This is a genomic window from Janthinobacterium sp. SUN211 (genome assembly GCF_030587315.1).
In the GTDB taxonomy this organism is placed as follows: Bacteria; Pseudomonadota; Gammaproteobacteria; order Burkholderiales; family Burkholderiaceae_D; genus Janthinobacterium; species Janthinobacterium kumbetense.
Window position 1 is genome coordinate 831,616 of sequence record NZ_JAPWIC010000002.1, and the last position, 22,375, is coordinate 853,990.

Here is a 22,375-nt window from a genome sequence, read left to right on the forward strand (position 1 = left end):
ATCGTTCACGCAAACTCAGAAGATAATATTATGGCTACCTCGAAAACAGCGATCGGCTCCGGTCCATCCGGCCGGCGCGACAGCCGCAAGGTGCTGATCGCGCACGGCCAGCGCCAGATCTGGGTGGGCGGCGACGCCCCCGTGGTGGTGCAGTCGATGACGAACACGGATACGGCCGACGCCATCGGCACGGCGATCCAGATCAAGGAACTGGCGCGTGCCGGTTCGGAACTGGTGCGCCTGACGGTGGACCGTCCGGAAGCGGCCGCGGCCGTGCCCTACATCCGCGAGCAGCTCGACAAGATGGACATCGACGTGCCGCTGGTGGGCGATTTTCACTATAACGGCCATACCCTGCTCAACGATTACCCCGATTGCGCGCGCGCGCTGTCGAAGTACCGCATCAATCCGGGCAACGTGGGCAAGGGCGCCAAGCGCGACACGCAATTCGCGCAAATGATCGAAGCGGCTTGCCGTTACGACAAGCCGGTGCGCATCGGCGTGAACTGGGGCAGCCTGGACCAGGCCTTGCTGGCGCGCATCATGGATGAAAACGCGGGCCGCGCCGAACCGTGGCCGGCGCAAGCCGTCATGTATGAAGCGCTGGTGACGTCGGCCATTGAAAACGCCGTGCGCGCCGAAGAGCTGGGCCTGGCGCGCGACAAGATCATCCTGTCGTGCAAGGTTTCTGGCGTGCAGGACCTGATCGCCGTGTACCGCGAGCTGGCGCAGCGCTGCGACTATCCGCTGCACCTGGGCTTGACGGAAGCGGGCATGGGCAGCAAGGGCATCGTCGCTTCGACGGCGGCCCTGGCCGTGCTGTTGCAAGAGGGCATCGGCGACACCATCCGCATTTCGCTTACCCCGGAACCGGGCGGCGACCGCACGCGCGAAGTCATCGTCGGCCAGGAAATCCTGCAAACCATGGGCTTGCGCAAGTTCGCGCCCATGGTGATCGCCTGTCCCGGTTGCGGCCGCACGACGTCGACCACCTTCCAGGAGCTGGCCGACAACATCCAGACGTATCTGCGCGAGCAGATGCCGGAGTGGAAAAAGTCGTATCCGGGCGTGGAAGCGATGAACGTGGCCGTCATGGGCTGCATCGTCAACGGTCCCGGCGAATCGAAGCATGCGAACATCGGCATCAGCTTGCCCGGCACGGGCGAGTCGCCGGCCGCGCCCGTGTTTGTCGACGGCGAAAAAGTCGTCACCCTGCGCGGCGAACGCATCGTCGAGGAATTCCAGGACATCGTCTTGAATTATGTAAAGAGTCACTATGGCGTAGCTGGGGTTTCGAGCGACATGTCGCTCGCCAGCGTAGCGGTATAGGCTTGCAAGCCTATACTCCTCAATAAGCCCAAAATTGAACAGCAATCGTAGCTAATAAAGTAGATACCATGTCAGAAAATAAAAAAGCCGATAAGATCACCGCAGTCAAAGGCATGAACGATATCCTGCCCGCCGACGCCCCGCTGTGGGAATTGTTTGAAAATACGGCGCAATCCGTGCTGCAAAGCTATGGCTTCCAGCAAATCCGCACGCCGATCGTGGAAGAAACGAAATTGTTCGCGCGCGCCATCGGCGCCGTGACCGATATTGTTGAAAAGGAAATGTATTCGTTCACCGATTCGATGAACGGCGACAACCTGACCCTGCGCCCTGAAGGCACGGCCGGCGTGGTGCGCGCCGTGGTCGAGCACAACCTGGTCTACGAAGGCCCGAAACGCCTGTGGTACAAGGGCCAGATGTTCCGCCACGAGCGCCCGCAAAAAGGCCGCTACCGCCAGTTCCACCAGTTCGGCGTGGAAGCCATCGGTTTTACGGGCCCGGATATCGACGCGGAAATCATCATGCTGTCGCGCCGCCTGTGGGATGACCTGGGCCTGGAAGGCATCCGCCTGGAACTGAATTCGATCGGCGACGCGGCCGAGCGCCTGCGCCACCGCGCCGACCTGATCGCCTACCTGGAAAGCCACAGCGAGCTGCTCGACGAAGAAGCCAAGCGCCGCCTGCACAGCAATCCGTTGCGCATCCTCGACACCAAGAACCCTGCCATGCAGGACCTGGTCAACGGTGCGCCGAAGCTGCTGGACTACCTGGGCGAGGAATCGCTGGCCCACTTCCACGGCGTGCAGAAGATCTTGAACCACAACAACATTCCGTTCACCATCAATCCACGCCTGGTGCGCGGCCTCGACTACTACAACCGCACCGTGTTCGAGTGGGTCAGCGACAAGCTGGGCGCGCAAGGCACGGTCTGCGCCGGTGGCCGCTATGATGGCATGGTGGAAATGTTCGGCGGCAAATCGACGCCCGCCGTCGGTTTCGGCATGGGCGTGGAACGCCTGGTGCTGCTGATGAAGGATGCGGCCGAACCGGAAGCCCCGGCCCAGTGCGACGTCTACCTGGTGCACCAGGGCGAGCAGGCGGGCTTGCAAGCCTTCGTGCTGGCCGAGCGGATTCGCGATGCGGGCCTGGACGTTGTGCTACATTGCGCAGCGAGCAACGGCGGCGGCAGCTTCAAGACGCAAATGAAAAAAGCCGATGCCAGCGGCGCGGCGTTTGCCGTGATCATGGGCGACGATGAAATCGCCAATAACGTCGCGACGGTGAAAGCCATGCGCGAAGCCGATGCCGGTGCGCAACAGAACACGGTGCCGTTCGACGATGTCGTCGACTACGTGGTGGACCAGATCATCGGCGACCACGATTGCGGCCATGACCACGGTCCTGGCGGCCACGTGCATCATCACCATTGATTTGACGCAATACCGTTCTACCCTCGATCAACTACTCATTAAAACTGACGACCCATGGCATACGATCACGAAGAACAAGAACAACTGGCAACCCTCAAGGCCTGGTGGCAGCGCAATGGCAATCTGACCTCCTGGGTCCTGATCGTGGCGCTGGCAGGCTACAGCGGCTGGGCCGGCTGGCAGTACTACCAGCGCACGCAGGCTGCGCAAGCGGGCCAGCTGTACGACGAACTGCAAAACGCCATCGCCGCCAAGGACACGGCCAAGGTGATGCGCGCGGCCGGCGACATGCAATCGCGTTTCAGCGGCACGGCGTATGCACAGATGAGCGCCCTGTCCGCGGCCAAGGTGGCATTCGATGCGAATGACCTGAAAACGGCCAAGACCCAGCTGCAATGGGTGGCCGAGCATGGCACGGAAGAGTACAAATCCATCGCCAAGCTGCGCCTGGCCGGCGTCCTGCTGGATGAAAAAGCCTACGATGAAGCGCTGAAAGTGCTGGCGACGGCTTCCGTGGCGCAATTTGCCGGCGCCGTGGCCGACCGCAAGGGCGACGTCCTGGTGGCGCAAAACAAGCTGGCCGAGGCACGCACGGCTTACCTGGCCGCGCTGGCCGCGACGGACAAGAACAATCCAGGCCGTCAATTGATCCAGGTCAAACTGGAAGCGATCGGCGGTACGGTACCGGAAGACAAGGCCAAGGCTGACAAGGCTGCCGCCTGACAGGAACACTGATGGCGTGGCTGCGCGGCGTTATACGTCGCCGGCCTTGCCCTTACAAGTACAAGAAAAAGGTTGGATAACACTTATGCGTGTCACTGAAAAGCTGGTAGCTGCAAGTCTGTTGGCCCTGATGGCCGGTTGCTCGTCCTGGAACCCGTTCGCCTCGAAAGATCCGAAAGTCGAACCGGCCAAGCTGGTCGAGTTAAAATCGAGCATCGCCGTGCGCGACGCCTGGAAGTATTCGATCGGCAAGGCCGGCGTGTACGCGTTTACGCCTGCGCTGGCCGGCAACAGCCTGTACGTGGTCAATGCGGATGGCGCGCTGGCGCGCCTGGATGCGGCCAGCGGCCGTGAAACGTGGCGCATCAAGGCCGGCAGCGACATCACCTCGAGCGCCGGCAGCGATGGCGCGCTGGTGGCCGTGGGCGCCGCCAAGGGCGCCGTACTGGCGTTCGACGCCGATGGCAAGCAACTGTGGAAGGCGCAGGCGTCCAGCGAAGTATTGACGGCGCCCGTCGTGGGGCAGGGCGTGGTCGTGGTGCGCAGCGTGGACAACCGCATCGTCGGCTTCGACGCCAAGACGGGCGAGCGCAAGTGGACGGTGCAGCGCGCCACGCCGGCCTTGACCTTGCGCAATGCGCCGGGCATGGTGCTGGGCGGCGCGAATATCTACGTGGCCCAGCCGGGCGGCAAGCTGCTGGCACTGACGGCGGCCACCGGTGTGGTACGCTGGGAGATCGTCGTCAGCGAACCGCGCGGCGCTACCGAACTGGAGCGCGTCTCCGACATCGCCGGCACGCCGGTGGCGTTCGAAGGCGAAGTGTGCGTCGTCACGTACCAGGGCAAGGCAGGCTGCTTCGATGCCGCCACGGGCGTGCCGCGCTGGACCAAGCCGATCTCGTCCGATGTGGGCGTGGCCGTCGACCAGCGTTTCGTGTTTGTTGCCGATGACCAGGGCGCCGTGGTGGCGTTCAGCCGCGAAGGCGGCCAGAGCGCCTGGAAGAATGAGGCGCTGGCGCGCCGCCGCCTGTCGACGCCGGCCTCCTACGGCCGCAGCGTCGCCGTCGGCGACTATCAAGGTTATATCCACTTCCTGTCACGGGAAGATGGCGCATTAATAGGTCGTGTCAGCACCGACGGTAGCCCGATTGTTTCGGCTCCCGTTGTTGCCGGTTCGAATTTGATTTTTCAAACCCAATCAGGGACAGTGACCGCTCTCGCGGTCGAGTAATACAATGAAGCCGGTAATTGCACTAGTAGGTCGACCCAATGTTGGGAAATCGACTTTATTCAATCGTCTGACCCGCTCGCGCGATGCGCTGGTGGCGGATTTGCCTGGGTTGACGCGCGATCGTCACTATGGCGAAGGCCGTGTCGGCGAACGTCCCTTCCTGGTCATCGATACGGGTGGTTTCGAACCCGTCGCCAAGGAAGGCATCATGCACCAGATGGCACTGCAGACCAAGCAGGCCGTGGCCGAGGCCGACGTGGTGGTATTCATCGTGGACGGCCGTCAGGGCCTGACCCCGCATGACAAGACCATCGTCGACTTCCTGCGCAAGAGCGGCCGCCCGGTCTTGCTGGTGGTCAACAAAAGCGAAGGCATGCGCTACACGGCCGTCGTGTCCGAATTCTATGAATTGGGCATGGGCGATCCGTATGCGATCTCGTCGGCGCACGGCGACGGCGTCAACGACCTCGTCGAAGTGATGCTGGACCTGGCGTTCGCGCAGCGTCCGGATGAGCCTGAAGAGCTGGAAAAGACCGACCGCGGCATCAAGATCGCCCTCGTCGGCCGTCCGAACGTGGGCAAGTCGACCTTGATCAACACCCTGCTGGGCGAAGAGCGCGTGATCGCCTTCGACATGCCGGGCACGACGCGCGATTCGATCGAAATCCCGTTCGAGCGCGACGGCCAGCAATACACCTTGATCGACACGGCCGGTATCCGCCGCCGCGGCAAGGTGTTTGAAGCGATCGAGAAATTCTCGGTGGTGAAAACCCTGCAGTCGATTTCCGAAGCCAACGTGGTCGTGCTGATGCTTGACGCGCAGCAAGATATTTCCGAGCAGGATGCGCATATCGCCGGCTTTATCCTGGAATCGGGCCGCGCGCTGGTCGTGGCCGTGAATAAATGGGATGGTTTGCAATCGCACCAGCGCGATGAAATCAAGATCGATATCGACCGCAAGCTCGATTTCCTGTCGTTCGCGCAAATGCATTTCATTTCCGCGCTGAAGGGCACCAACATCGGTCCGCTGATGAAATCGCTCAACGCCGCGTATGCAGCCGCCATGTGCGACCTGTCGACGCCGAAGCTGACGCGCGCCCTGATCGAGGCCGTGGAGAAGCAGGAACCGCGCCGCAAGGGCTCGATTCGTCCGAAGCTGCGTTATGCCCACCAGGGCGGCATGAACCCGCCTGTGATCGTCATTCACGGCAATGCGCTCGACGCCGTCGGCGATCCTTACAAACGCTATCTGGAAAAACATTTCCGCGATACGTTTGCGCTGGTCGGCACGCCGCTGCGTATCGAATTGCGCACGGGTAAAAACCCGTTCGCACGCACGCCAAGCAAGTAAAATTAAGTGCATATTAAGGCGCCGCAGAGATAATGCGGCGCCGACAGCCAATTCAATGGCTTTTGCACGGAAATAATAAAGTGTTAATGCGCCATGCGCGACAGCGATCGCGAAAACAGGTTACAGTAGCTATGACGCATCTTTCTTTCTTTGAAAGGTGTGAGAGCACTTGAAATCAAGCGAGTCGCCTCCAATTCTTACACAACAACATAAACAACGGAGCTGTTATGAGCAACAAAGGGCAACTGTTACAAGACCCATTCCTCAATGCATTACGCAAAGAGCATGTTCCTGTCTCGATCTACCTGGTCAATGGCATTAAATTGCAGGGCCATATCGAATCGTTCGATCAATATGTCGTATTGCTGCGCAATACGGTGACACAGATGGTGTACAAGCATGCCATCTCGACAGTGGTGCCGGCCCGTGCCGTCAATCTCAATATTGAATCTGAAGCGGAGTAAAGCGTTGAGCTTGACGGCCCAGCGCCTTTCACCCTCCATCGCCCCCGTCAGCGCCAGCGGCGCTGATGCGTTTGCATCGGCGTCGGCGTCCGCCACAACTCATCAGTTGCCATCATGCGCGCGGCACTAGTCGGGGTTGACTTCGGTCACAGCGACTTCGCCGCCAGCATGGAGGAACTCATGCTGTTGTCGCGTTCGGCTGGCGCCGACCCGATTTCCACCATCACGGCCAAGCGTTCCAGTCCGGATTCCGCGTATTTCGTCGGCAGCGGCAAGGCCGATGAAATTGGCGACGTCGTCGTCAACGATGGCCTGGAAATCGTCATCTTCAACCATGCCCTCTCGCCAGCACAGCAGCGCAATCTGGAAAAGCGCCTGAATGTGCGCGTGCTCGACCGTACCAGCCTGATCCTCGACATCTTCGCGCAGCGCGCCAAGAGCCACGAGGGCAAGCTGCAAGTCGAGCTGGCCCAGCTGCAGCATCTGGCCACGCGCCTGATCCGCGGCTGGACCCACCTTGAGCGGCAAAAGGGCGGTATCGGCTTGCGCGGTCCCGGCGAGACGCAGCTCGAGACCGACCGCCGGCTGATCGGCGACCGCGTCAAGGCCTTGCGCGCGCGCCTGGAAAAGCTGCACAAGCAGCGCGAAACGCAGCGCCGCGCGCGCGGCCGCAATCACACATTTTCCGTGTCCCTGGTCGGCTATACCAATGCCGGAAAGTCGACGCTGTTCAATGCCGTGACCAAGGCCGGCGTGTATGTCGCCGACCAGTTGTTCGCCACCCTCGACACCACCTCGCGCCGGGTTTACCTGGGCCAGGACGTGGGCAATGTGGTGATCTCCGACACGGTCGGCTTCGTGCGCGAATTGCCGCATCAGCTGGTGGCGGCCTTCCGCGCCACGCTCGAAGAAACCATCCATGCCGATTTGCTGCTGCACGTCGTCGACGCCGCGTCGCCGGTGCGCATGGAGCAGATCGAGCAGGTCAACCTGGTCTTGAAAGAGATCGGCGCCGATCATATTCCGCAAATCCTCGTGTGGAACAAGATCGATGCGGCCGGGCTGGAGCCTTCGGTGGAGCGCGATGAATATGCTACGATCAGTCGCGTGTTCGTCAGTGCGCAGAAGGGCAGCGGGCTCGACCTGCTGCGCGATGCGATAGTCGAGATGGCCAGGAAGGCGCCCGGTTCGGCCCACCTGTACCAGAACGATGAAGCACTGCAGGAAGATCAGTTTGACGGTCAGTACGACCAGCACGATGGCGCCGCCCCGGACCAGGACGAAGAGCCTGGCGAGGACGATAGGATTTCCACCCACTCCCAAGTCGGAACACGATAGTTATGCTTGTCTCCCTACTCAAAAAAACAGGCTTGAAGTTGTCCCTGAACGATCCCCGCTGGGGCAATCGCAAGGACGACGGCAAGAAAGCCCAAGAAGGCAAAAAGCCCGGCGAAGGTCCGCCGGACCTCGATCAGTTGTGGCGCGATTTCAATCAGCGCCTGAACGCCTTTTTCGGACAGAAGAACCGTCCCGACAACGGCGGCAATAACAACGGCGGCGGCGGTGGTCCGCGTCCCGACATGAAGGGCGCCGGCATCACCGCCGGCGTGGTCGGCGTGATCGCCGTCTTCATCTGGCTCGCCAGCGGCGCCTTCATCGTGCAAGAGGGCCAGAACGGCGTCGTGCTCACGTTCGGCAAGTACAGCCACACCACGCCGGCCGGTTTCAACTGGCGCTGGCCGTACCCGTTCCAGACCGACGAAACCGTCAATGTGTCGCAGGTGCGCACGGTGGAAGTGGGTTACCGCCAGTCGCTGCGCAACAAGCAGGCCAGCGAATCGCTGATGCTGACGGACGATGAAAACATCATCGACATCCAGTTCGCGGTGCAATACACCCTGAAAGACCCGGTCGCGTGGCTGTTCAACACGCGCGACCAGGAAGACACCCTGCGCCAGGTCGCCGAAACGGCGATCCGCGAAGTGGTCGGTCGCAGCAAGATGGACTTCGTGCTGTACGAAGGCCGCGAAAAGGTGGCTTACGATACGCAGCAGCTGATGCAGCAGATCCTCGACCGCTACAAGGTCGGCGCCGTCATCACCAACGTGACGATGCAGGCCGTGCAGCCGCCGGAGCAGGTGCAAGCCGCCTTCGACGATGCCGTCAAGGCAGGCCAGGACCGCGAACGCCAGAAGAATGAAGGCCAGGCTTACGCCAACGACGTCATTCCAAAAGCCCGCGGTGCCGCATTCCGGCTGATGGAGGAAGCTGCCGCGTACAGCGCGATGGTGACCGAGAACGCCGCCGGTAATGCTTCGCGCTTCAAGCAGGTGCTGGTCGAGTACCAGAAGGCTCCGGTCGTCACGCGCGACCGCATGTACCTCGAGACGATGCAGCAAGTGTTCAGCAGTGCCAGCAAGGTCATGGTCGACGCGAAGACGGGCAGCAATCTGCTGTACCTGCCGCTCGACAAGCTGATCGCCCAGACGGCTGCCACCGACGCTGCCGCTGCCGCCGCCCGTGCTGCCGCGACACCCGCAGCCAACACCGTTTTGCCACAGGAAGCCATGCCGACAGTAGAAGTCAATACGCGCCGCGACAGCCGCTCTTCGCGTGAACGGGAGAGCCGCTAATGAACCGTATCGTAGCCGCCCTGATCGCGGGCTTTATCGCGATCATGCTCTTGTCCTCGACCGTGTTCGTGGTCGACCAGCGTAAATATGCGGTCGTCTTCGCCCTCGGCGAAGTCAAGGAAGTCATCAGCACGCCGGGCCTGTATTTCAAGCTGCCGCCGCCGTTCCAGAACGTGCTGTACCTGGACAAGCGCATCCTGACCCTGGATACGCCGGAGCCGGAACGCTTCATTACGGCCGAGAAGAAGAACATCCTCGTCGACGCGTATGTGAAATGGCGCATCGCCGATCCACGGCTGTATTTCCGCAGCTTTGGCGGCGATGAAAAGCCGGCCCGCAACCGCATGTCGCAAATCGTCAAGGCGGCGCTGAACGATGAAATCACCAAGCGCACCGTGCGCGAAGTGATCTCGGGCCAGCGCGGCAAGGTGATGGAAGCGATCCTGGCGAAGGTGTCGGCGGAAGCCAAGGCCATCGGCGTGGAAATCGTCGACGTGCGCCTGAAGCGCGTCGACTACGTCGAGCAGATCAACAACTCCGTGTATGAGCGCATGAAGTCCGAGCGCGTGCGCGTGGCCAATGAGCTGCGTTCGACCGGTTCGGCCGACTCCGAAAAAATCCGCGCCGACGCCGACAAGCAGCGCACGGTGATCCTGGCCGAAGCGTATCGCGAAGCCGAGAAGATCCGCGGCGAGGGCGATGCCAAGGCATCGCAGATCTATGCGGAAGCGTTTGGCAAGAATCCGGAGTTCTACAAGTTCTACCGTAGCCTGGAAGCCTACCGCGCCACGTTCAAGGACAAGGGCGACGTGATGGTGGTCGATCCGAGTTCGGAATTCTTCAAGTACTTCAAGGGTGGCGGCGCAGCCGGTCCGGCCAAGAAGTAAGGCAGCATCCAGACTGCTCCCGGCCGCAAGGTCGGGTGCGGCAGCAGCGGGGCCGGCGTGAATGCCGGCCCCGTTTTTTTGTGCCCGGCATGCTGTTGCGGGAAGGCGTAAAATGCGGTGTTTTTAGGGCTGTGCGGCAGCGTTTCGGACAACTTATCCCTAAAGGCCCGTGTTTTCGCGTAAAATATCAGGTTCGGCCTCTTGCCTGGCGCGCCCGCCGCTGCCTCGCATGATGCATTTTTTCAACTTTCTTCCGTATCTCGCTCCCTCATGCCGAATTGGCTTTTGCCCGAAAATATTGCCGATGTTCTGCCGTCGGAAGCGCGCAAGATCGAAGAGCTGCGCCGCCTCATGCTGGATAATTTCCGTCTGTACGGATATGAACTGGTCATGCCGCCGCTGCTCGAGTATCTGGAATCGCTGATGACTGGCGCTGGCAAGGATACCGACCTGCGCACGTTCAAGCTGGTCGACCAGCTGTCGGGCCGCATGCTTGGCCTGCGCGCCGACATGACGACGCAAGTGGCGCGCATCGACGCGCACCTGCTCAACCGTGCCACCGTCACCCGCCTGTGCTACGCCGGCAGCGTGCTGCATACCCGTCCGTCGGGCCTGCACGCCACGCGCGAGCCGCTGCAGATCGGCGCCGAAATCTATGGCCATGCCGGCCTGGAAGCGGATGCCGAGATCCAGGAACTGGCGCTCGCTTCGCTGGCACTGGCCGGTTTCGACGCGGTCCGCCTGGATTTGTCGCACGTCGGCCTGTTGCGCGCTATCATTGCGCAAGACGCCGCTGCCGTGCGCGACGAGGCTGCGCTGTACACCCTGCTGCGCGCAAAAGATGCGCCGGGCTTGCGCGAGCTGACGGCCGGCTACGACGCGGTGACGCGCGATGCGCTGCTGGCCCTGCCGAACCTGTATGGCGATATCGACGTGCTGGCGCGTGCGCGCGAAGTGCTGCCGCCGCTGCCGGGCGTGCTCAAGGCGCTGGCCGAACTGGCCGCGCTGGCCGGTTCCGCCCTGGGCCGCGCCGAAGTGGCGATCGACCTGGCCGACCTGCGCGGCTACCAATATGAAAGTGGCGCGATGTTTGCGCTGTATGTACCTGGCTTGCCGAACGCGGTTGCGCGCGGCGGCCGTTATGACCACGTCGGCGAAGCGTTCGGCCGGGCTCGTCCCGCGACCGGCTTCTCGCTCGATTTGCGCGAACTGGCGCGCCTGTTGCCGACCGCGGAACGGAAGCATTCGATCCGCGCGCCGTGGGGCAGCGCGCCAGAATTGAAGGAAAAAATCGCCGAGTTGCGCAAGGCGGGCGAGGTCGTGATCCAGAGTATGCCGGGTCACAGTAATGAACAAGACGAGTTCGAGTGCGATCGCGTGCTGGTACTTGCCGATAATGGTAGTAGCTGGATTCTTAAAAACTTAGGTTGAGTGATGTCAAAGAAAATTATGGCAAAGAACGTTGTTGTCATCGGCACCCAATGGGGCGATGAAGGTAAAGGCAAGATCGTCGATTGGTTGACCGATCACGCCCAGGGTGTGGTGCGCTTCCAGGGCGGCCACAATGCAGGCCACACGCTGGTCATCGGCGGCGTGAAAACCGCGCTGCAGCTGATCCCGTCGGGCATCATGCGCCCAGGCGTCGCCTGCTACATCGGTAACGGCGTGGTCGTTTCCGTGCCGGACGTGCTGCGCGAAATCGACAAGCTGGAAGCCGTCGGCGTCGAAGTCGCCTCGCGCCTGAAAGTGTCGGACGCCGCACCGGTGATCCTGCCTTACCACTCGGCACTCGACCTGGCCCGTGAAGCGGCGCGCGGCGCGGCCAAGATCGGCACCACGGGCAAGGGCATCGGCCCGGCCTACGAAGACAAGGTGGCGCGCCGCGCCATCCGCGTCGCCGACTTGCTGAACGAAGCCCGTTTCGCCGAAAAACTGGCGGAAAACCTCGATTACCACAACTTCGTGCTGGAGCACTACCTGAAAGCTCCGCGCATCGATTACCAGAAGACCCTCGACGACGCGCTGGCCTATGTGCCGCGTCTGCGTCCGATGGTCACCGACGTGTCGAGCGCGCTGTACAAGGCGCACAAGGCTGGCGCGAACCTGCTGTTCGAAGGCGCGCAAGGTTCCCTGCTTGACGTCGACCACGGCACCTATCCGTTCGTCACCTCGTCGAACTGCGTGGCCGGCAATGCCGCCGCCGGTTCGGGCGTCGGTCCTGGCATGCTGCACTACATCATGGGCATCACCAAGGCTTACACGACGCGCGTCGGTTCCGGCCCGTTCCCTTCGGAACTGCCAACGGATGCGGGCGTCGGTCACCACCTGGCGCAGGTCGGCCATGAATTCGGCACCGTGACGGGCCGCGCCCGCCGCTGCGGCTGGTTCGACGCCGCCCTGCTGCGCCGCTCCGTGCAGATCAACGGCGTGACGGGCATGTGCCTGACCAAGCTGGACGTGCTGGACGGTATCGAAACCTTGAAACTGTGCACCGGCTACACCATCGACGGCGTGGCCACGGACATCTTCCCATCGGGCGCCGAAGAAGCCGCCCGTTGCGTACCGGTGTACGAAGAGATGCCAGGCTGGACGGAAAGCACGGTCGGCGCCAAATCGCTGGCGGCCCTGCCGGCAACGGCCCGCGCTTACATCAAGCGCATCGAAGAACTGGTCGGCGTACCGGTGGACATGGTTTCGACCGGTCCGGATCGTGAAGAAACGATCGTACTGCGCCACCCATTCGAGTAAGCTGCTGGACACAATCCGCCGCAAGGCGGATTTTTTTAATCACGCTAATAATAAGATTCCACTATCATGACTACCCCACAATCGAACGATCAACATCTCTGGGTCAACTGGGAAGAATACCACCGCCTGATCGAGCGCCTGGCGCTCAAGGTCTACGAATCGGGCTGGAAATTTGACCAGGTACTGTGCCTGGCGCGCGGCGGCGTGCGTCCCGGCGACGTTTTCTCGCGCATTTTTGATTTGCCGCTGGCCATCTTGTCGACCAGCTCCTACCGCGAAGACGCGGGCACGGTGCGCGGCGACCTCGATATCGCCAAGTACATGACCATGACCAAGGGCCCGCTGGCCGGCCGCATCCTGCTGGTCGACGACCTGGCCGATTCCGGCGTCACCCTGGACAAGGTCACGCGTCACCTGAAGGAAAACTTCCCTGACGTGACCGAAGTCAAATCGGCCGTGATCTGGCTGAAAGGCTGCTCCGTCGTGCGTCCCGACTACTTCCTGGACGAACTGCCGCACAATCCGTGGATCCACCAGCCGTTCGAAGACTACGACGGCCTGCGCCCGCACCAGCTGGCGGCGTGGATCAAGAAGGGCGAAGCAGGCAAGTAATTTTGCGTGCACTCTTGCTAAAAAAAGACGATCGTGTATCGTCTTTTTTTTCGTCCAAGGAAATGCCATGACCATCTTGCACACGGCGCGCCTGCGCCTCGAACCCGTCACCGAGAAGCATTACGACGCCATGCACGCCATGAACTCGGATACCGAAGTGATGACTTACCTCAATGCGGGCCAGCCGGAGACGGAGGAACATACACGTGCTGCCGTTGCCCGCATCATGGGGCGCTGGGTCGAATGGGGCTATTCGTGGTGGGCCTTGATCCGCACCGAAGATGAGGTGCTGGTGGGGCTGGCCTGCCTGCAGCATATCGGCGGCGACAAGGCGCAGCCGCACGAAATCGGCTGGCGCCTGGCGCGGTCCGGCTGGGGCAAGGGCTACGCCAGCGAGGCGGCCAATGCCATCGTCGCGCATGCCTTCGACGTCGTCGGCGCGCCCGAAGTGGTGGCCGTGGCCCACCCGGACAATGCCGCCTCGATCAAGGTCATGACGCGCCTGGGCATGCAGTACGTGGGCATGGAGCGCCACTACGACCTCGATAGCGTCGTGTACCGGCTGGTGCGCCCATGACGGCAAGGCCGAAGCCCCTGAAGCTGGGCTGCAGCTATGGCGTGCGCTTTTCGCCCGACGGCACGCGCCTGGCCGTGCTGGGACGCGACCTGGTCCTGTGGGACGTGGCGGCGCGCCAGAAGCTGTGGCGCGGCAAATTCATCGCGCATATGTCGGACATGGCCTTTTCGCCCGACGGCAGCCGGCTGGCCATCAAGAGTACGACGGGCCAGATGGTTGTGGTGGATGCCCTCGCTGGCCAGTTGCTGCTGAACTTACAGAACAAGAAGGAGGGCGAAGGCTGCGGTCCCGCGTGGTCGCCTTGCGGGCAGTATCTTGCCGACGGCGGCTGGGATGGCCGCCTGCGGGTGCGCGACGCGCAAACGGGCGAGATGCTCTCCACGCAGGCGCACGCGCGCGAGATGCTGCGCGGCATGTGGGCTATCGATGACGGGCGGCGTTTGCTGCTCCTGCATGGCGTCAAATCGGTGGAAGAGGGGCAAGTGCAGCCGCCCGACTATTGCAGCGTGTGGGACTGGCCGCTGCAGGCGGGCGCCGGCCGCGTGGTGCTGTCGCTGCCGAAGCTGGCGTCGTGCGCGCCGTCGCCCGATGGCACACTCCTGGCCGTGCTGCATTACGCTGACGGCCAAGAGTGTCTGTCCGTGCATGCGCTGGACGATGGCCGCCGGCTGGCCACGGTGGCCGTGGAGGCGGGCGGCGGCACGGGCGACGCCTTGCGCTGGCTGCCCGACGGCGGCGCGCTGGGCCGCATCGGCAAGGGCAAGCTGCTGTTCTACGGCTGGCCGGGACTCGGCGTGCTTGCCGAACACGCCATTGCCTATCCCTGCGCGCTGGACTTCTTGCCTGGCACGCCACTGGCCGCCATCGGCTCCTGGGAGTCCGGCATGCTGACGGATCTGAATCTTCACAAGGAAACCGCATGATTACCTGTTATTTGCGTTACATCATCGACCCATATAAATTGCGGGAATTCGAAGCCTACGGCAAACTGTGGATACCGCTCGTCGAACGCTTCGGCGGCCAGCACCACGGCTATTTTTTGCCATCCGAAGGCGCCAGCAACGTGGCGCTGGCCATGTTCTCGTTCCCCAGCCTGGCCCTGTACGAGCAATACCGCAGCGACTCGATGCAGGACGCCGAATGCCAGGCCGCCTTCCGCTATGCGGAAGAGACGCGCTGCATCGTCAGCTATGAGCGCAGTTTTTTCCGTCCCGTGTTTGCCTGAACGGGGTCAATCGCGCTGCGGCGCACCCAGGGGGAAGAGGTGGCGGTACGGACGTGCCTCCTCCACCGCGCGGGCGAACGAAGGACGGGCCAGCAGGCGCGCGCGGTAGGCGCGCAGCAGGGGCAGCGTTGCGGGAATCGGCTGCGTCCAGTCCGCGTAGAACAGCGCGGCGGCGGCGGCGCAGTCGGCCAGGCTGAAGTGGTCGCCGGCGGCCCACGTCTTGCCGGCCAGGTGCTGTTCCAGCCAGGCGTAGGCCAGGTCCAGCTTTTCGCCGGCAAACGCGCGGCCTTCATGGGTCTTTGCCGGGTCGCCAGTCAGGGCGGCGCTGACGGCATGCTGTACGGGTGTCATGACGTGCAGGTCGAAGTAGCGGTCGAGAAAACGCACGTCCAGCGCCTGCATCGGGTCGTCCGGCAGCAGGCGCAGCGGACCCGGATGGGCCAGTTGCAGGTATTCGATGATGATGCTGGTCTCGGCGATGTTGCGCTCGCCGTCCACCAGCAGCGGAAACTTGCGCAGTGGCCAGCGCTCGAGCCACTCTTGAAGGTGCTGGGGCATGTCCGGCGCCAGGCAGCGGAAGGCGAACGGGATGGCGTTCTCGTACAGCGCGATGAGTACCTTCTGCGTGTACGAGGAAAAGGGATGGCCGTAGAGGATCAGCGACACGGTGGGAACTCCTGTCATTGTGAAAGGTTGGTAACACGCGCGTGTGCCAACGATAGTGCAATGACAGGATCAATGCAAGCGGTACGCGCCGTTCCCGCTTGCCGCCGTGGCGCGCCCGCCTAGCCGAGGTTCGCCAGGTAGCGCAATCCCGTGATGCTGGGGAAGAAGCAATACACGCCGCCACGTGTGATGACGCTGCGCGAGAAATGCTGCAGTTCGGTATTGCCGCTTCCCTTGGCGCCCACGCCGGGCAAGGTGAAGGAACTGACGGCCGGGTCGTTGATGCCCAGGAACACGTCCTGGCCGCTGATGTTGAACGTGGCATCGCCCGCCTCGGGACCGGCCGGGCCGACGGCCGATTTGACGAAGGCATCGTCATTGTTCCATTGCTTCATCAGGAATTCGAACTGATTGCGCAGGCTGGCATTGATGAAATAGCCGACCAGGCCGCGCTGCTCCGCGATGGGGGCTGCCGGATCATATTCGCTGCCATAGGGCATGGCGCGCCGCACGATGCGGTGGTGGCGGGAGGGAGCGCCCACGACGGCTTCGTCGCGCGGATTGTTGCGCCGGATATGCGCGCCGATCGGGCATTTCAGGCCCAGCGTGTCATCGAGGTCCGGCTGCGCATCGACATAGTGAAAGCGGTTCAGGCTGGCGTCCGGCAGCACGGGCCCGGCCTCGTCCGGCCTGAGCACGAGCGGATTGCCGTTGCGCCAGCGCCCGCACATCTTGGCGGCCACCATTTCGGTCGTGAGCCCGGAACTGGCCGCGCCCTGGCTCAGGATGCTGTCGAACAGGGGCACGTCCTGCTCCAGGATGCGGAAGGCGGCATAGCTGCCATTGGTGGACAGTTGCGGCGGCTGCACCGCGTAGGTGCCGCCGTTTTCATTCGGATAGCCGAGCAGGAATTCCCCCGTCTTGACGCTGTTGAGCGGATCAGGGTCATGCTCGCGCTTGCGCTGCGGGGCGCCATCGACGTCCGGCTGGGCGATGCTGTCGCGGTAGCCGAAATGCACGCGGTTGTCTGGCAGGGCCACGCCGTCGTGCGCATACAGTTCGCGCCAGCCGGCGGCAAAGGCGCGGCGTAGTGTGGCCGAGGTCGCCTGCAGCACTTCCGTCGATTCGCTGACCCACAGGCTCAGCAGCGCATGCACCTGGCCATGCTGGGTAGCCGGCCCCAGGTTGCCGAGCCAGTGCTCGGGGGCGCTGTCGCCCACGTCGCCTACGGCATTGACGCTGGCCGGATCGGCCGCGCCCCGTTGAAATGCCTGGTCAAAGGTGGCGAGGTCGGTCGCGGCAACGCCCAGCGCCGACAGGCCGGGCGCGGTAAAGCTGAGGTTCAGGAAGCAGGGCGGCTTGGGGTGGATGTGCCGCGCGGTGGTAATGGACGGCAAGCCGTCGCTGCCGTCGAGCAGGGCCGCGATGGTGCGCCGTGCCTGCGCCGCATCCGTGATGCTGAAGATGAAATGGCGCGCCAGGTTGACGCGGTAGCCGCGCAGGATCGTGCCTTGCACGTCGTCGTAATCGATGGTGGAATCGGCCATGCTGTCTCCGGGGGCTGGGGTGGTGGCTGGCAGGGTGGTGGGGCCGCTTGCGCAGCCCCGGCGTGGCTTTCGGCTCAGGTTCGGAATGCGGCGATGATTTTCTGGACGGTCTGCGGATAGGCGCTGTACAGGCCGTTATTGGGCACGTGCTGCGCGGCGTCGTTGGCCGTGATGAAGGCTTCAAATGCAGCCACATGGTTAGCCACAGGAATCAGCGCCTTGCCGCCCACGACAAATTGCAGCAGCGCGTCGAATACCTCGCCCAGTTCGCCCACGAAATCTTCGATGTAGTCGTTGAAGTTGCCGTCATACTCGGTGATCACGCCGATGACCAGGCTATCGGAAGTGCCCGCCGATTGAATGTTGGGCAGCAGATTGGGCTGGGAGCGGTCAAGCAGGGTAAAGCGGGCAAAGTGCACGGTACCGATAGTGGTAAGGGCGGCGTTGATCTTCGGTTGGTATTCCAGCAATGTTGCGGCGATGGCGGTCGGATTGGTGCCGGGCAGCGCCGGCATCATTAAGCACAGTGGATTTGCCATGGGAGGCTCCTCATTACGTGGTTGTCGGGACGACCGACACTACGCCGCGGCACCTGCTGCGTCAAAAACTATATTTTTGCATCTGTTGCTAAATACACACTGTTGCATCATGGTAAATGATGGGAAATGCGGTCTCATGTGGATAGTTGCCGAGCCTGGTCAGCGCTGGCGGGCACTCTGCCGCCAGGCTGTTCCGGCCTGTTTCAGGAAGCGCAAGTGGCGCCGCCGGCAAGCCGGCTTCCGTCGCCATTATTTTTGCCGGATGGGGTGCTGACGCTCCCGATTGCCACGCTTCAATCCTCGGCCTGGAATTCGCTGGCCGAGACGAACAGATCCCACGAGGCGATGAACAGGGCCGCCACCACGGGGCCGATGACAAAGCCGTTCAGGCCGAACAGGGCCATGCCGCCCACGGTCGACAGCAGCACCACGTAGTCGGGCATCTTGGTGTCCTTGCCCACCAAAACGGGGCGCAGCACGTTGTCGACCAGGCCGATGACGAAGACGCCGAAGGCGGCCAGGCCTGCGCCTTGCCAGATGGCGCCCGTGGCCAGGAAGTAGACGGCAACGGGGGCCCAGACGAGGGCGGCGCCGACGGCCGGCAGCAGCGACAGGAAGGCCATCAGCACGGCCCACAGCAGGGGCGCGGGCACGTCGAGGAACCAGAATGCCAGGCCGCCGAGGGCGCCCTGGGCAATCGCCACGAGGATGTTGCCCTTCACCGTGGCGCGGATCACCGTGGTGAAATTGGTGAACAGGCGTTGCTTGTATTTGCGGCTCAGCGGCACGGCGCCCTTGATGCGGGCCGACAGGGCTGAGCCATCGCGCATCAGGAAAAACAGCAGGTACAGCATGATGCACAGGCTGGTGAGGAATTCGAAGGTGTACAGACCCACATTGATGGCTTTCACCGCCACCACCTGGCTCACCTGCGTGGCGCCCTCGGCCAGCTTGTCCTGCAGGCTGGCCAGGCTGGTCAGGTTGAAGCGGTCGAGCAAGTTGATCAGCCATTGCGGCAGCACCGCCATGATCTTATCGAAGAACATGGCGACCGTGATTTCACCCGAACGTACCATTTCCACGACGCTGGCCGCCTGGTTCACCAGCGACACGGAAATGAGCGACAGCGGCAGGATCACGATGACGATGATCAGCAGCAAGGTCAGCAGCGACGCCACGCCGGCGCGGCCCCGGGTTTTTCGCAGCAGCCAGCGGTACACGGGCGCGAACAGGATCGCCAGGACGACACCCCAGAAGATGGCGCCCGCATAGGGCGCCAGTATCCAGCCGAAGCCGATGGTGACGACGCTGAGGAGGAGCAAGAACACTTTCTGGTGCAGCGTGAGGGTAGGCATGGGCGGTGGCGCAATGATCGGGGTTGAGTTGCCCCATCATAAGCGAGGCGTGCGGCGGCGCGCCATACAATTGTCATGCTGCGTGCGCGAACGCACCTGGCGCCGGTGGGCCGGCAACGCGGTGGCGGCAATTCCAGTAAGCTGTCGTTCCAGGCGTTCCATCCCGGGCGTCTTGACTTCCTTTGACTGCAGGAGCGCGCGTGCTTGACCCCATTCACTTTTATGAACCCGCACAGGGCCATGGCTTGCCGCATGACCCGTTCAACGCCATCGTGGGGCCGCGGCCCATCGGCTGGATCGCCTCGCGCAGCGGCGAGGGCGTGCTCAACCTGGCGCCGTACAGCTTTTTCAACGCCTTCAATTACCATCCGCCGCTGATCGGATTTTCCAGCATCGGCCGCAAGGATACCTTGCGCAATATCGAACAAACGGGCGAATTCGTGTGGAACCTGGCGACGCGTCCGCTGGCCGAGGCCATGAATGCCAGCTGCGCGCCGGCGCCGCCCGAAGTCGACGAATTCGCGCTGGCCGGCCTGACGCCGGCCGCCTCGCGTCTCGTCAACGTGCCGCGCGTGGCCGAAAGCCCCGTCTCCTTCGAATGCCGGCGCACGCAGATCATCGAACTGCAGGGCGCGAACGGGGACGGTGTCGGCAGCTGGCTGGTGCTGGGGGAAGTGGTGGGCGTGCATATCGCGCGCCACCTGTTGACCGATGGCGTGTACGACACGGCCGCCGCCGCGCCGATATTGCGCGGCGGCGGTCCGGCCGATTATTTCGAGATCGGACCGGACAGCCTGTTCCGCATGCGCCGGCCCGGCTATCCCTGAACGGGCGAGGCGGGGCGCTGTTGCTGCATGACGCAATGGCATGCGCGACCGGCCAGCCCCCACGCATGGCGTGACATTTACTTGCCCAGTATCGACGCCACGTTGTCGGTGCCCGGTGCGCCGAACAGCTGCTGCTTGAGGATGTGCAGCTGGTCGCGCACCTGCGCCGCCTTTTCGAACTCCAGGTTCTTGGCGTGGTCGACCATCAGTTTTTCCAGGCGCTTGATTTCCTTGCTGACCTGTTTTTCGCTCATGGCTTCGAACTTCGCCGCTTCCTGCGCCACTTGCAGGGTTTCGCGCGCTTCCTGCGGGCTGTAGACGCCATCGATCATTTCGCGGATCGATTTCTTCACGCCGATCGGGATGATGTTGTTGGCCGTATTGAAGGCGATCTGCTTGGCGCGGCGGCGTTCCGTCTCGTCGATGGCGCGGCGCATGGAGTCCGTGATGCGGTCGCCATACAAAATCGCCGTGCCGTTCAGGTTGCGCGCGGCGCGGCCGATGGTCTGGATCAGGCTGCGCTCGGAGCGCAGGAAGCCTTCCTTGTCCGCGTCGAGGATGGCCACCAGCGACACTTCCGGCAAGTCCAGGCCTTCGCGCAGCAGGTTGATCCCCACCAGCACGTCGAAGGTGCCCAGGCGCAGGTCGCGCAGGATTTCCACGCGTTCCACCGTCTCGATATCGCTGTGCAGGTAGCGCACCTTGATGCCATGGTCGCCCAGGTACTCCGTCAACTGCTCCGACATGCGCTTGGTGAGGGTCGTCACCAGCACGCGCTCGTCCTTCTTGATGCGCTCGACGATTTCCGACATCAGGTCGTCCACCTGGCTGCTGGCGGGGCGCACGATGATTTGCGGGTCGACCAGGCCCGTCGGACGCACCACCTGCTCGACCACCTGGTCGGAATGCGTCTTTTCGTATTCGGCCGGGGTGGCCGAGACGAACACGGTCTGGCGCATCTTTTGCTCGAATTCCTCGAATTTCAAGGGCCGGTTGTCCAGCGCGGACGGCAGGCGGAAACCGTAGTCGACCAGGTTCGTCTTGCGCGAGCGGTCGCCGTTGTACATGGCGCTCAGCTGGCCCGTCAGCACGTGCGATTCGTCGAGGAACATCAAGGCGTCGGGCGGCAGGTAGTCGACCAGGGTGGGCGGCGGTTCGCCCGGCAGCGCGCCGGACAGGTGGCGCGAATAGTTCTCGATGCCCTTCGTAAAACCGATTTCCGCCATCATTTCCAGGTCGAAGCGCGTGCGCTGTTCCAGCCGCTGCTCTTCGATCAGTTTATTCTCCTTGCGGAAAAATTCGAGGCGTTCGCGCAGCTCGTCCTTGATGGTTTCCACGGCGCGCAGCACGGTGGAGCGGGGCGTCACATAGTGCGAACCCGGATACACGGTGAAGCGGGGGATCTTTTGCCGTACGCGGCCCGTCAGCGGGTCGAACAGCTGGATCGATTCGATCTCGTCGTCGAACATTTCCAGGCGCACGGCCAGTTCCGCATGTTCGGCGGGGAAGATGTCGATGGTGTCGCCGCGCACGCGGAAGGTGCCGCGGCCGAAGTCGACTTCGTTGCGCGTGTACTGCATCTGGATCAGGCGCGCGATGACGTCGCGCTGCGCGACCCTGTCCTTGACGCGCAGGGTCAAAATCATCTGGTGGTATTCGTTCGGGTTACCGATACCGTAGATGGCCGAGACGGTGGCGACGATGATGACGTCGCGCCGCTCCATCAGCGACTTGGTGCACGACAGCCGCATCTGCTCGATATGTTCGTTGATCGACGAATCCTTCTCGATGAACAGGTCGCGCTGCGGCACGTAGGCTTCGGGCTGGTAGTAATCGTAGTAGCTGACGAAGTATTCGACCGCGTTCTGCGGGAAAAAGTCGCGGAACTCGCTGTACAGCTGCGCCGCCAGCGTCTTGTTCGGCGCGAAGACGATGGCGGGCCGGCCCATGCGCGCGATGACGTTGGCCATGGTGTAGGTCTTGCCGGAACCGGTCACGCCCAGCAGCGTCTGGAAGGCCAGTCCGTCGGCAATCCCCTCGGATAACTGGGCGATCGCCGTGGGCTGATCGCCGGCCGGAGGGAAGGGCTGGTGCAGCTTGAAGGGGGAGTCCGGGAAAGAGATAATTGCGCTTTCCGCCTCGCTGGCGGTAGATAATTCGGGCATGTGAATCAGACCTTTGTTAGAATAGTGCTCTGCTGGCGGCCCTGGCGTTGTATTTTGGGGCGCTGT

General features: G+C 62.8%; 21 protein-coding genes. 16 read left to right on the forward strand and 5 right to left on the reverse strand.

What is annotated here, in order from left to right; all coding sequences use genetic code 11:
- Window positions 1-30 precede the first annotated feature (30 nt).
- From ispG to O3301_RS09510, 15 genes are all read left to right on the forward strand, one after another.
- Window positions 31-1,329, forward strand: coding sequence for a flavodoxin-dependent (E)-4-hydroxy-3-methylbut-2-enyl-diphosphate synthase (gene ispG / locus O3301_RS09440; protein ID WP_251350508.1), 1,299 nt, complete (start codon window positions 31-33; stop codon window positions 1,327-1,329).
- A gap of 68 nt (window positions 1,330-1,397) precedes the next feature.
- Window positions 1,398-2,759, forward strand: a complete 1,362-nt coding sequence (gene hisS / locus O3301_RS09445; protein WP_251350510.1) for a histidine--tRNA ligase — start codon at window positions 1,398-1,400, stop codon at window positions 2,757-2,759.
- 54 nt (window positions 2,760-2,813) lie between these two features.
- Window positions 2,814-3,482, forward strand: coding sequence for a tetratricopeptide repeat protein (locus O3301_RS09450; RefSeq protein WP_099667088.1), 669 nt, complete (start codon window positions 2,814-2,816; stop codon window positions 3,480-3,482).
- Window positions 3,483-3,567: 85 nt separating this feature from the next.
- The gene (bamB, locus tag O3301_RS09455) at window positions 3,568-4,713 is read left to right on the forward strand and encodes an outer membrane protein assembly factor BamB (protein ID WP_099667089.1); all 1,146 of its coding nucleotides are present in this window, start codon (window positions 3,568-3,570) and stop codon (window positions 4,711-4,713) included.
- 4 nt (window positions 4,714-4,717) lie between these two features.
- Window positions 4,718-6,064, forward strand: a complete 1,347-nt coding sequence (der, locus tag O3301_RS09460) for a ribosome biogenesis GTPase Der (protein ID WP_070221915.1) — start codon at window positions 4,718-4,720, stop codon at window positions 6,062-6,064.
- Between the two features lie 227 nt (window positions 6,065-6,291).
- Window positions 6,292-6,528, forward strand: coding sequence for an RNA chaperone Hfq (gene hfq / locus O3301_RS09465; RefSeq protein ID WP_008450615.1), 237 nt, complete (start codon window positions 6,292-6,294; stop codon window positions 6,526-6,528).
- 114 nt (window positions 6,529-6,642) lie between these two features.
- Window positions 6,643-7,866 carry a GTPase HflX gene (gene hflX, locus O3301_RS09470; RefSeq protein WP_251350515.1) on the forward strand — a complete coding sequence of 408 codons (1,224 nt, stop codon included), beginning with the start codon at window positions 6,643-6,645 and terminating at the stop codon, window positions 7,864-7,866.
- A 2-nt stretch (window positions 7,867-7,868) separates the two neighbouring features.
- Complete coding sequence (gene hflK, locus O3301_RS09475) at window positions 7,869-9,161, forward strand: FtsH protease activity modulator HflK (RefSeq protein ID WP_070254060.1); 1,293 nt, start codon at window positions 7,869-7,871, stop codon at window positions 9,159-9,161.
- Window positions 9,161-10,048: a protease modulator HflC gene (gene hflC, locus O3301_RS09480; protein ID WP_099667091.1), complete on the forward strand. Its 888-nt coding sequence runs from the start codon at window positions 9,161-9,163 to the stop codon at window positions 10,046-10,048. Before hflK ends, hflC begins: the two co-directional genes overlap by 1 nt.
- 270 nt (window positions 10,049-10,318) lie before the next feature.
- Window positions 10,319-11,479 (forward strand): ATP phosphoribosyltransferase regulatory subunit, encoded by a 1,161-nt coding sequence (locus tag O3301_RS09485; protein WP_305056214.1) that lies wholly within the window; start codon window positions 10,319-10,321, stop codon window positions 11,477-11,479.
- A gap of 3 nt (window positions 11,480-11,482) precedes the next feature.
- A complete protein-coding gene (locus tag O3301_RS09490; protein WP_086147765.1) occupies window positions 11,483-12,796 on the forward strand; it encodes an adenylosuccinate synthase in 1,314 nt (437 codons plus the stop codon).
- Between the two features lie 66 nt (window positions 12,797-12,862).
- On the forward strand, window positions 12,863-13,408 hold the full coding sequence (locus tag O3301_RS09495) for a phosphoribosyltransferase (protein ID WP_034752020.1): 546 nt from the start codon (window positions 12,863-12,865) through the stop codon (window positions 13,406-13,408).
- A 67-nt stretch (window positions 13,409-13,475) separates the two neighbouring features.
- The gene (locus O3301_RS09500; RefSeq protein ID WP_305056215.1) at window positions 13,476-13,985 is read left to right on the forward strand and encodes a GNAT family N-acetyltransferase; all 510 of its coding nucleotides are present in this window, start codon (window positions 13,476-13,478) and stop codon (window positions 13,983-13,985) included.
- On the forward strand, window positions 13,982-14,908 hold the full coding sequence (locus O3301_RS09505; protein ID WP_305056216.1) for a WD40 repeat domain-containing protein: 927 nt from the start codon (window positions 13,982-13,984) through the stop codon (window positions 14,906-14,908). The genes O3301_RS09500 and O3301_RS09505 overlap by 4 nt, the downstream gene beginning before the upstream one ends.
- The gene (locus O3301_RS09510) at window positions 14,905-15,210 is read left to right on the forward strand and encodes an NIPSNAP family protein (protein WP_034752016.1); all 306 of its coding nucleotides are present in this window, start codon (window positions 14,905-14,907) and stop codon (window positions 15,208-15,210) included. Before O3301_RS09505 ends, O3301_RS09510 begins: the two co-directional genes overlap by 4 nt.
- Window positions 15,211-15,216: 6 nt before the next feature.
- Here the strand turns inward: O3301_RS09510 and O3301_RS09515 are convergent, their stop codons facing one another.
- The 4 genes from O3301_RS09515 to O3301_RS09530 form a co-directional block, all read right to left on the reverse strand.
- The gene (locus tag O3301_RS09515) at window positions 15,217-15,876 is read right to left on the reverse strand and encodes a glutathione S-transferase family protein (protein ID WP_305056217.1); all 660 of its coding nucleotides are present in this window, start codon (window positions 15,874-15,876) and stop codon (window positions 15,217-15,219) included.
- A 119-nt stretch (window positions 15,877-15,995) separates the two neighbouring features.
- Window positions 15,996-17,423 carry a hypothetical protein gene (locus tag O3301_RS09520; protein ID WP_305056218.1) on the reverse strand — a complete coding sequence of 476 codons (1,428 nt, stop codon included), beginning with the start codon at window positions 17,421-17,423 and terminating at the stop codon, window positions 15,996-15,998.
- Between the two features lie 74 nt (window positions 17,424-17,497).
- Window positions 17,498-17,962 carry a hypothetical protein gene (locus O3301_RS09525; RefSeq protein WP_143451500.1) on the reverse strand — a complete coding sequence of 155 codons (465 nt, stop codon included), beginning with the start codon at window positions 17,960-17,962 and terminating at the stop codon, window positions 17,498-17,500.
- Window positions 17,963-18,255: 293 nt separating this feature from the next.
- Window positions 18,256-19,317, reverse strand: a complete 1,062-nt coding sequence (locus O3301_RS09530) for an AI-2E family transporter (RefSeq protein WP_099667099.1) — start codon at window positions 19,315-19,317, stop codon at window positions 18,256-18,258.
- Between the two features lie 200 nt (window positions 19,318-19,517).
- On the opposite strand from O3301_RS09530, the gene O3301_RS09535 reads away from it, so the two are divergent.
- The gene (locus O3301_RS09535; protein ID WP_305056219.1) at window positions 19,518-20,144 is read left to right on the forward strand and encodes a flavin reductase family protein; all 627 of its coding nucleotides are present in this window, start codon (window positions 19,518-19,520) and stop codon (window positions 20,142-20,144) included.
- A 77-nt stretch (window positions 20,145-20,221) separates the two neighbouring features.
- On the opposite strand, the gene uvrB is transcribed toward O3301_RS09535, so the two are convergent.
- Entirely contained in the window at window positions 20,222-22,309 is a 2,088-nt protein-coding gene (gene uvrB / locus O3301_RS09540) for an excinuclease ABC subunit UvrB (RefSeq protein WP_099667101.1), read from the reverse strand.
- Window positions 22,310-22,375: the final 66 nt, after the last annotated feature.

Bases quoted from the DNA above. Each gene is read 5' to 3' on its own strand.
- O3301_RS09485 (WP_305056214.1), top strand. From the start codon at position 10,319: ATGCCGAATTGGCTTTTGCCCGAAAATATTGCCGATGTTCTGCCGTCG.
- ispG (WP_251350508.1), top strand. From the start codon at position 31: ATGGCTACCTCGAAAACAGCGATCGGCTCCGGTCCATCCGGCCGGCGC.
- O3301_RS09500 (WP_305056215.1), top strand. From the start codon at position 13,476: ATGACCATCTTGCACACGGCGCGCCTGCGCCTCGAACCCGTCACCGAG.
- O3301_RS09490 (WP_086147765.1), top strand. From the start codon at position 11,483: ATGTCAAAGAAAATTATGGCAAAGAACGTTGTTGTCATCGGCACCCAA.
- hflX (WP_251350515.1), top strand. From the start codon at position 6,643: ATGCGCGCGGCACTAGTCGGGGTTGACTTCGGTCACAGCGACTTCGCC.
- O3301_RS09525 (WP_143451500.1), bottom strand. From the start codon at position 17,962: ATGGCAAATCCACTGTGCTTAATGATGCCGGCGCTGCCCGGCACCAAT.
- uvrB (WP_099667101.1), bottom strand. From the start codon at position 22,309: ATGCCCGAATTATCTACCGCCAGCGAGGCGGAAAGCGCAATTATCTCT.
- O3301_RS09450 (WP_099667088.1), top strand. From the start codon at position 2,814: ATGGCATACGATCACGAAGAACAAGAACAACTGGCAACCCTCAAGGCC.
- O3301_RS09520 (WP_305056218.1), bottom strand. From the start codon at position 17,423: ATGGCCGATTCCACCATCGATTACGACGACGTGCAAGGCACGATCCTG.
- O3301_RS09505 (WP_305056216.1), top strand. From the start codon at position 13,982: ATGACGGCAAGGCCGAAGCCCCTGAAGCTGGGCTGCAGCTATGGCGTG.
- hfq (WP_008450615.1), top strand. From the start codon at position 6,292: ATGAGCAACAAAGGGCAACTGTTACAAGACCCATTCCTCAATGCATTA.
- der (WP_070221915.1), top strand. From the start codon at position 4,718: ATGAAGCCGGTAATTGCACTAGTAGGTCGACCCAATGTTGGGAAATCG.
- bamB (WP_099667089.1), top strand. From the start codon at position 3,568: ATGCGTGTCACTGAAAAGCTGGTAGCTGCAAGTCTGTTGGCCCTGATG.
- O3301_RS09510 (WP_034752016.1), top strand. From the start codon at position 14,905: ATGATTACCTGTTATTTGCGTTACATCATCGACCCATATAAATTGCGG.
- hisS (WP_251350510.1), top strand. From the start codon at position 1,398: ATGTCAGAAAATAAAAAAGCCGATAAGATCACCGCAGTCAAAGGCATG.
- O3301_RS09495 (WP_034752020.1), top strand. From the start codon at position 12,863: ATGACTACCCCACAATCGAACGATCAACATCTCTGGGTCAACTGGGAA.
- hflC (WP_099667091.1), top strand. From the start codon at position 9,161: ATGAACCGTATCGTAGCCGCCCTGATCGCGGGCTTTATCGCGATCATG.
- O3301_RS09530 (WP_099667099.1), bottom strand. From the start codon at position 19,317: ATGCCTACCCTCACGCTGCACCAGAAAGTGTTCTTGCTCCTCCTCAGC.
- hflK (WP_070254060.1), top strand. From the start codon at position 7,869: ATGCTTGTCTCCCTACTCAAAAAAACAGGCTTGAAGTTGTCCCTGAAC.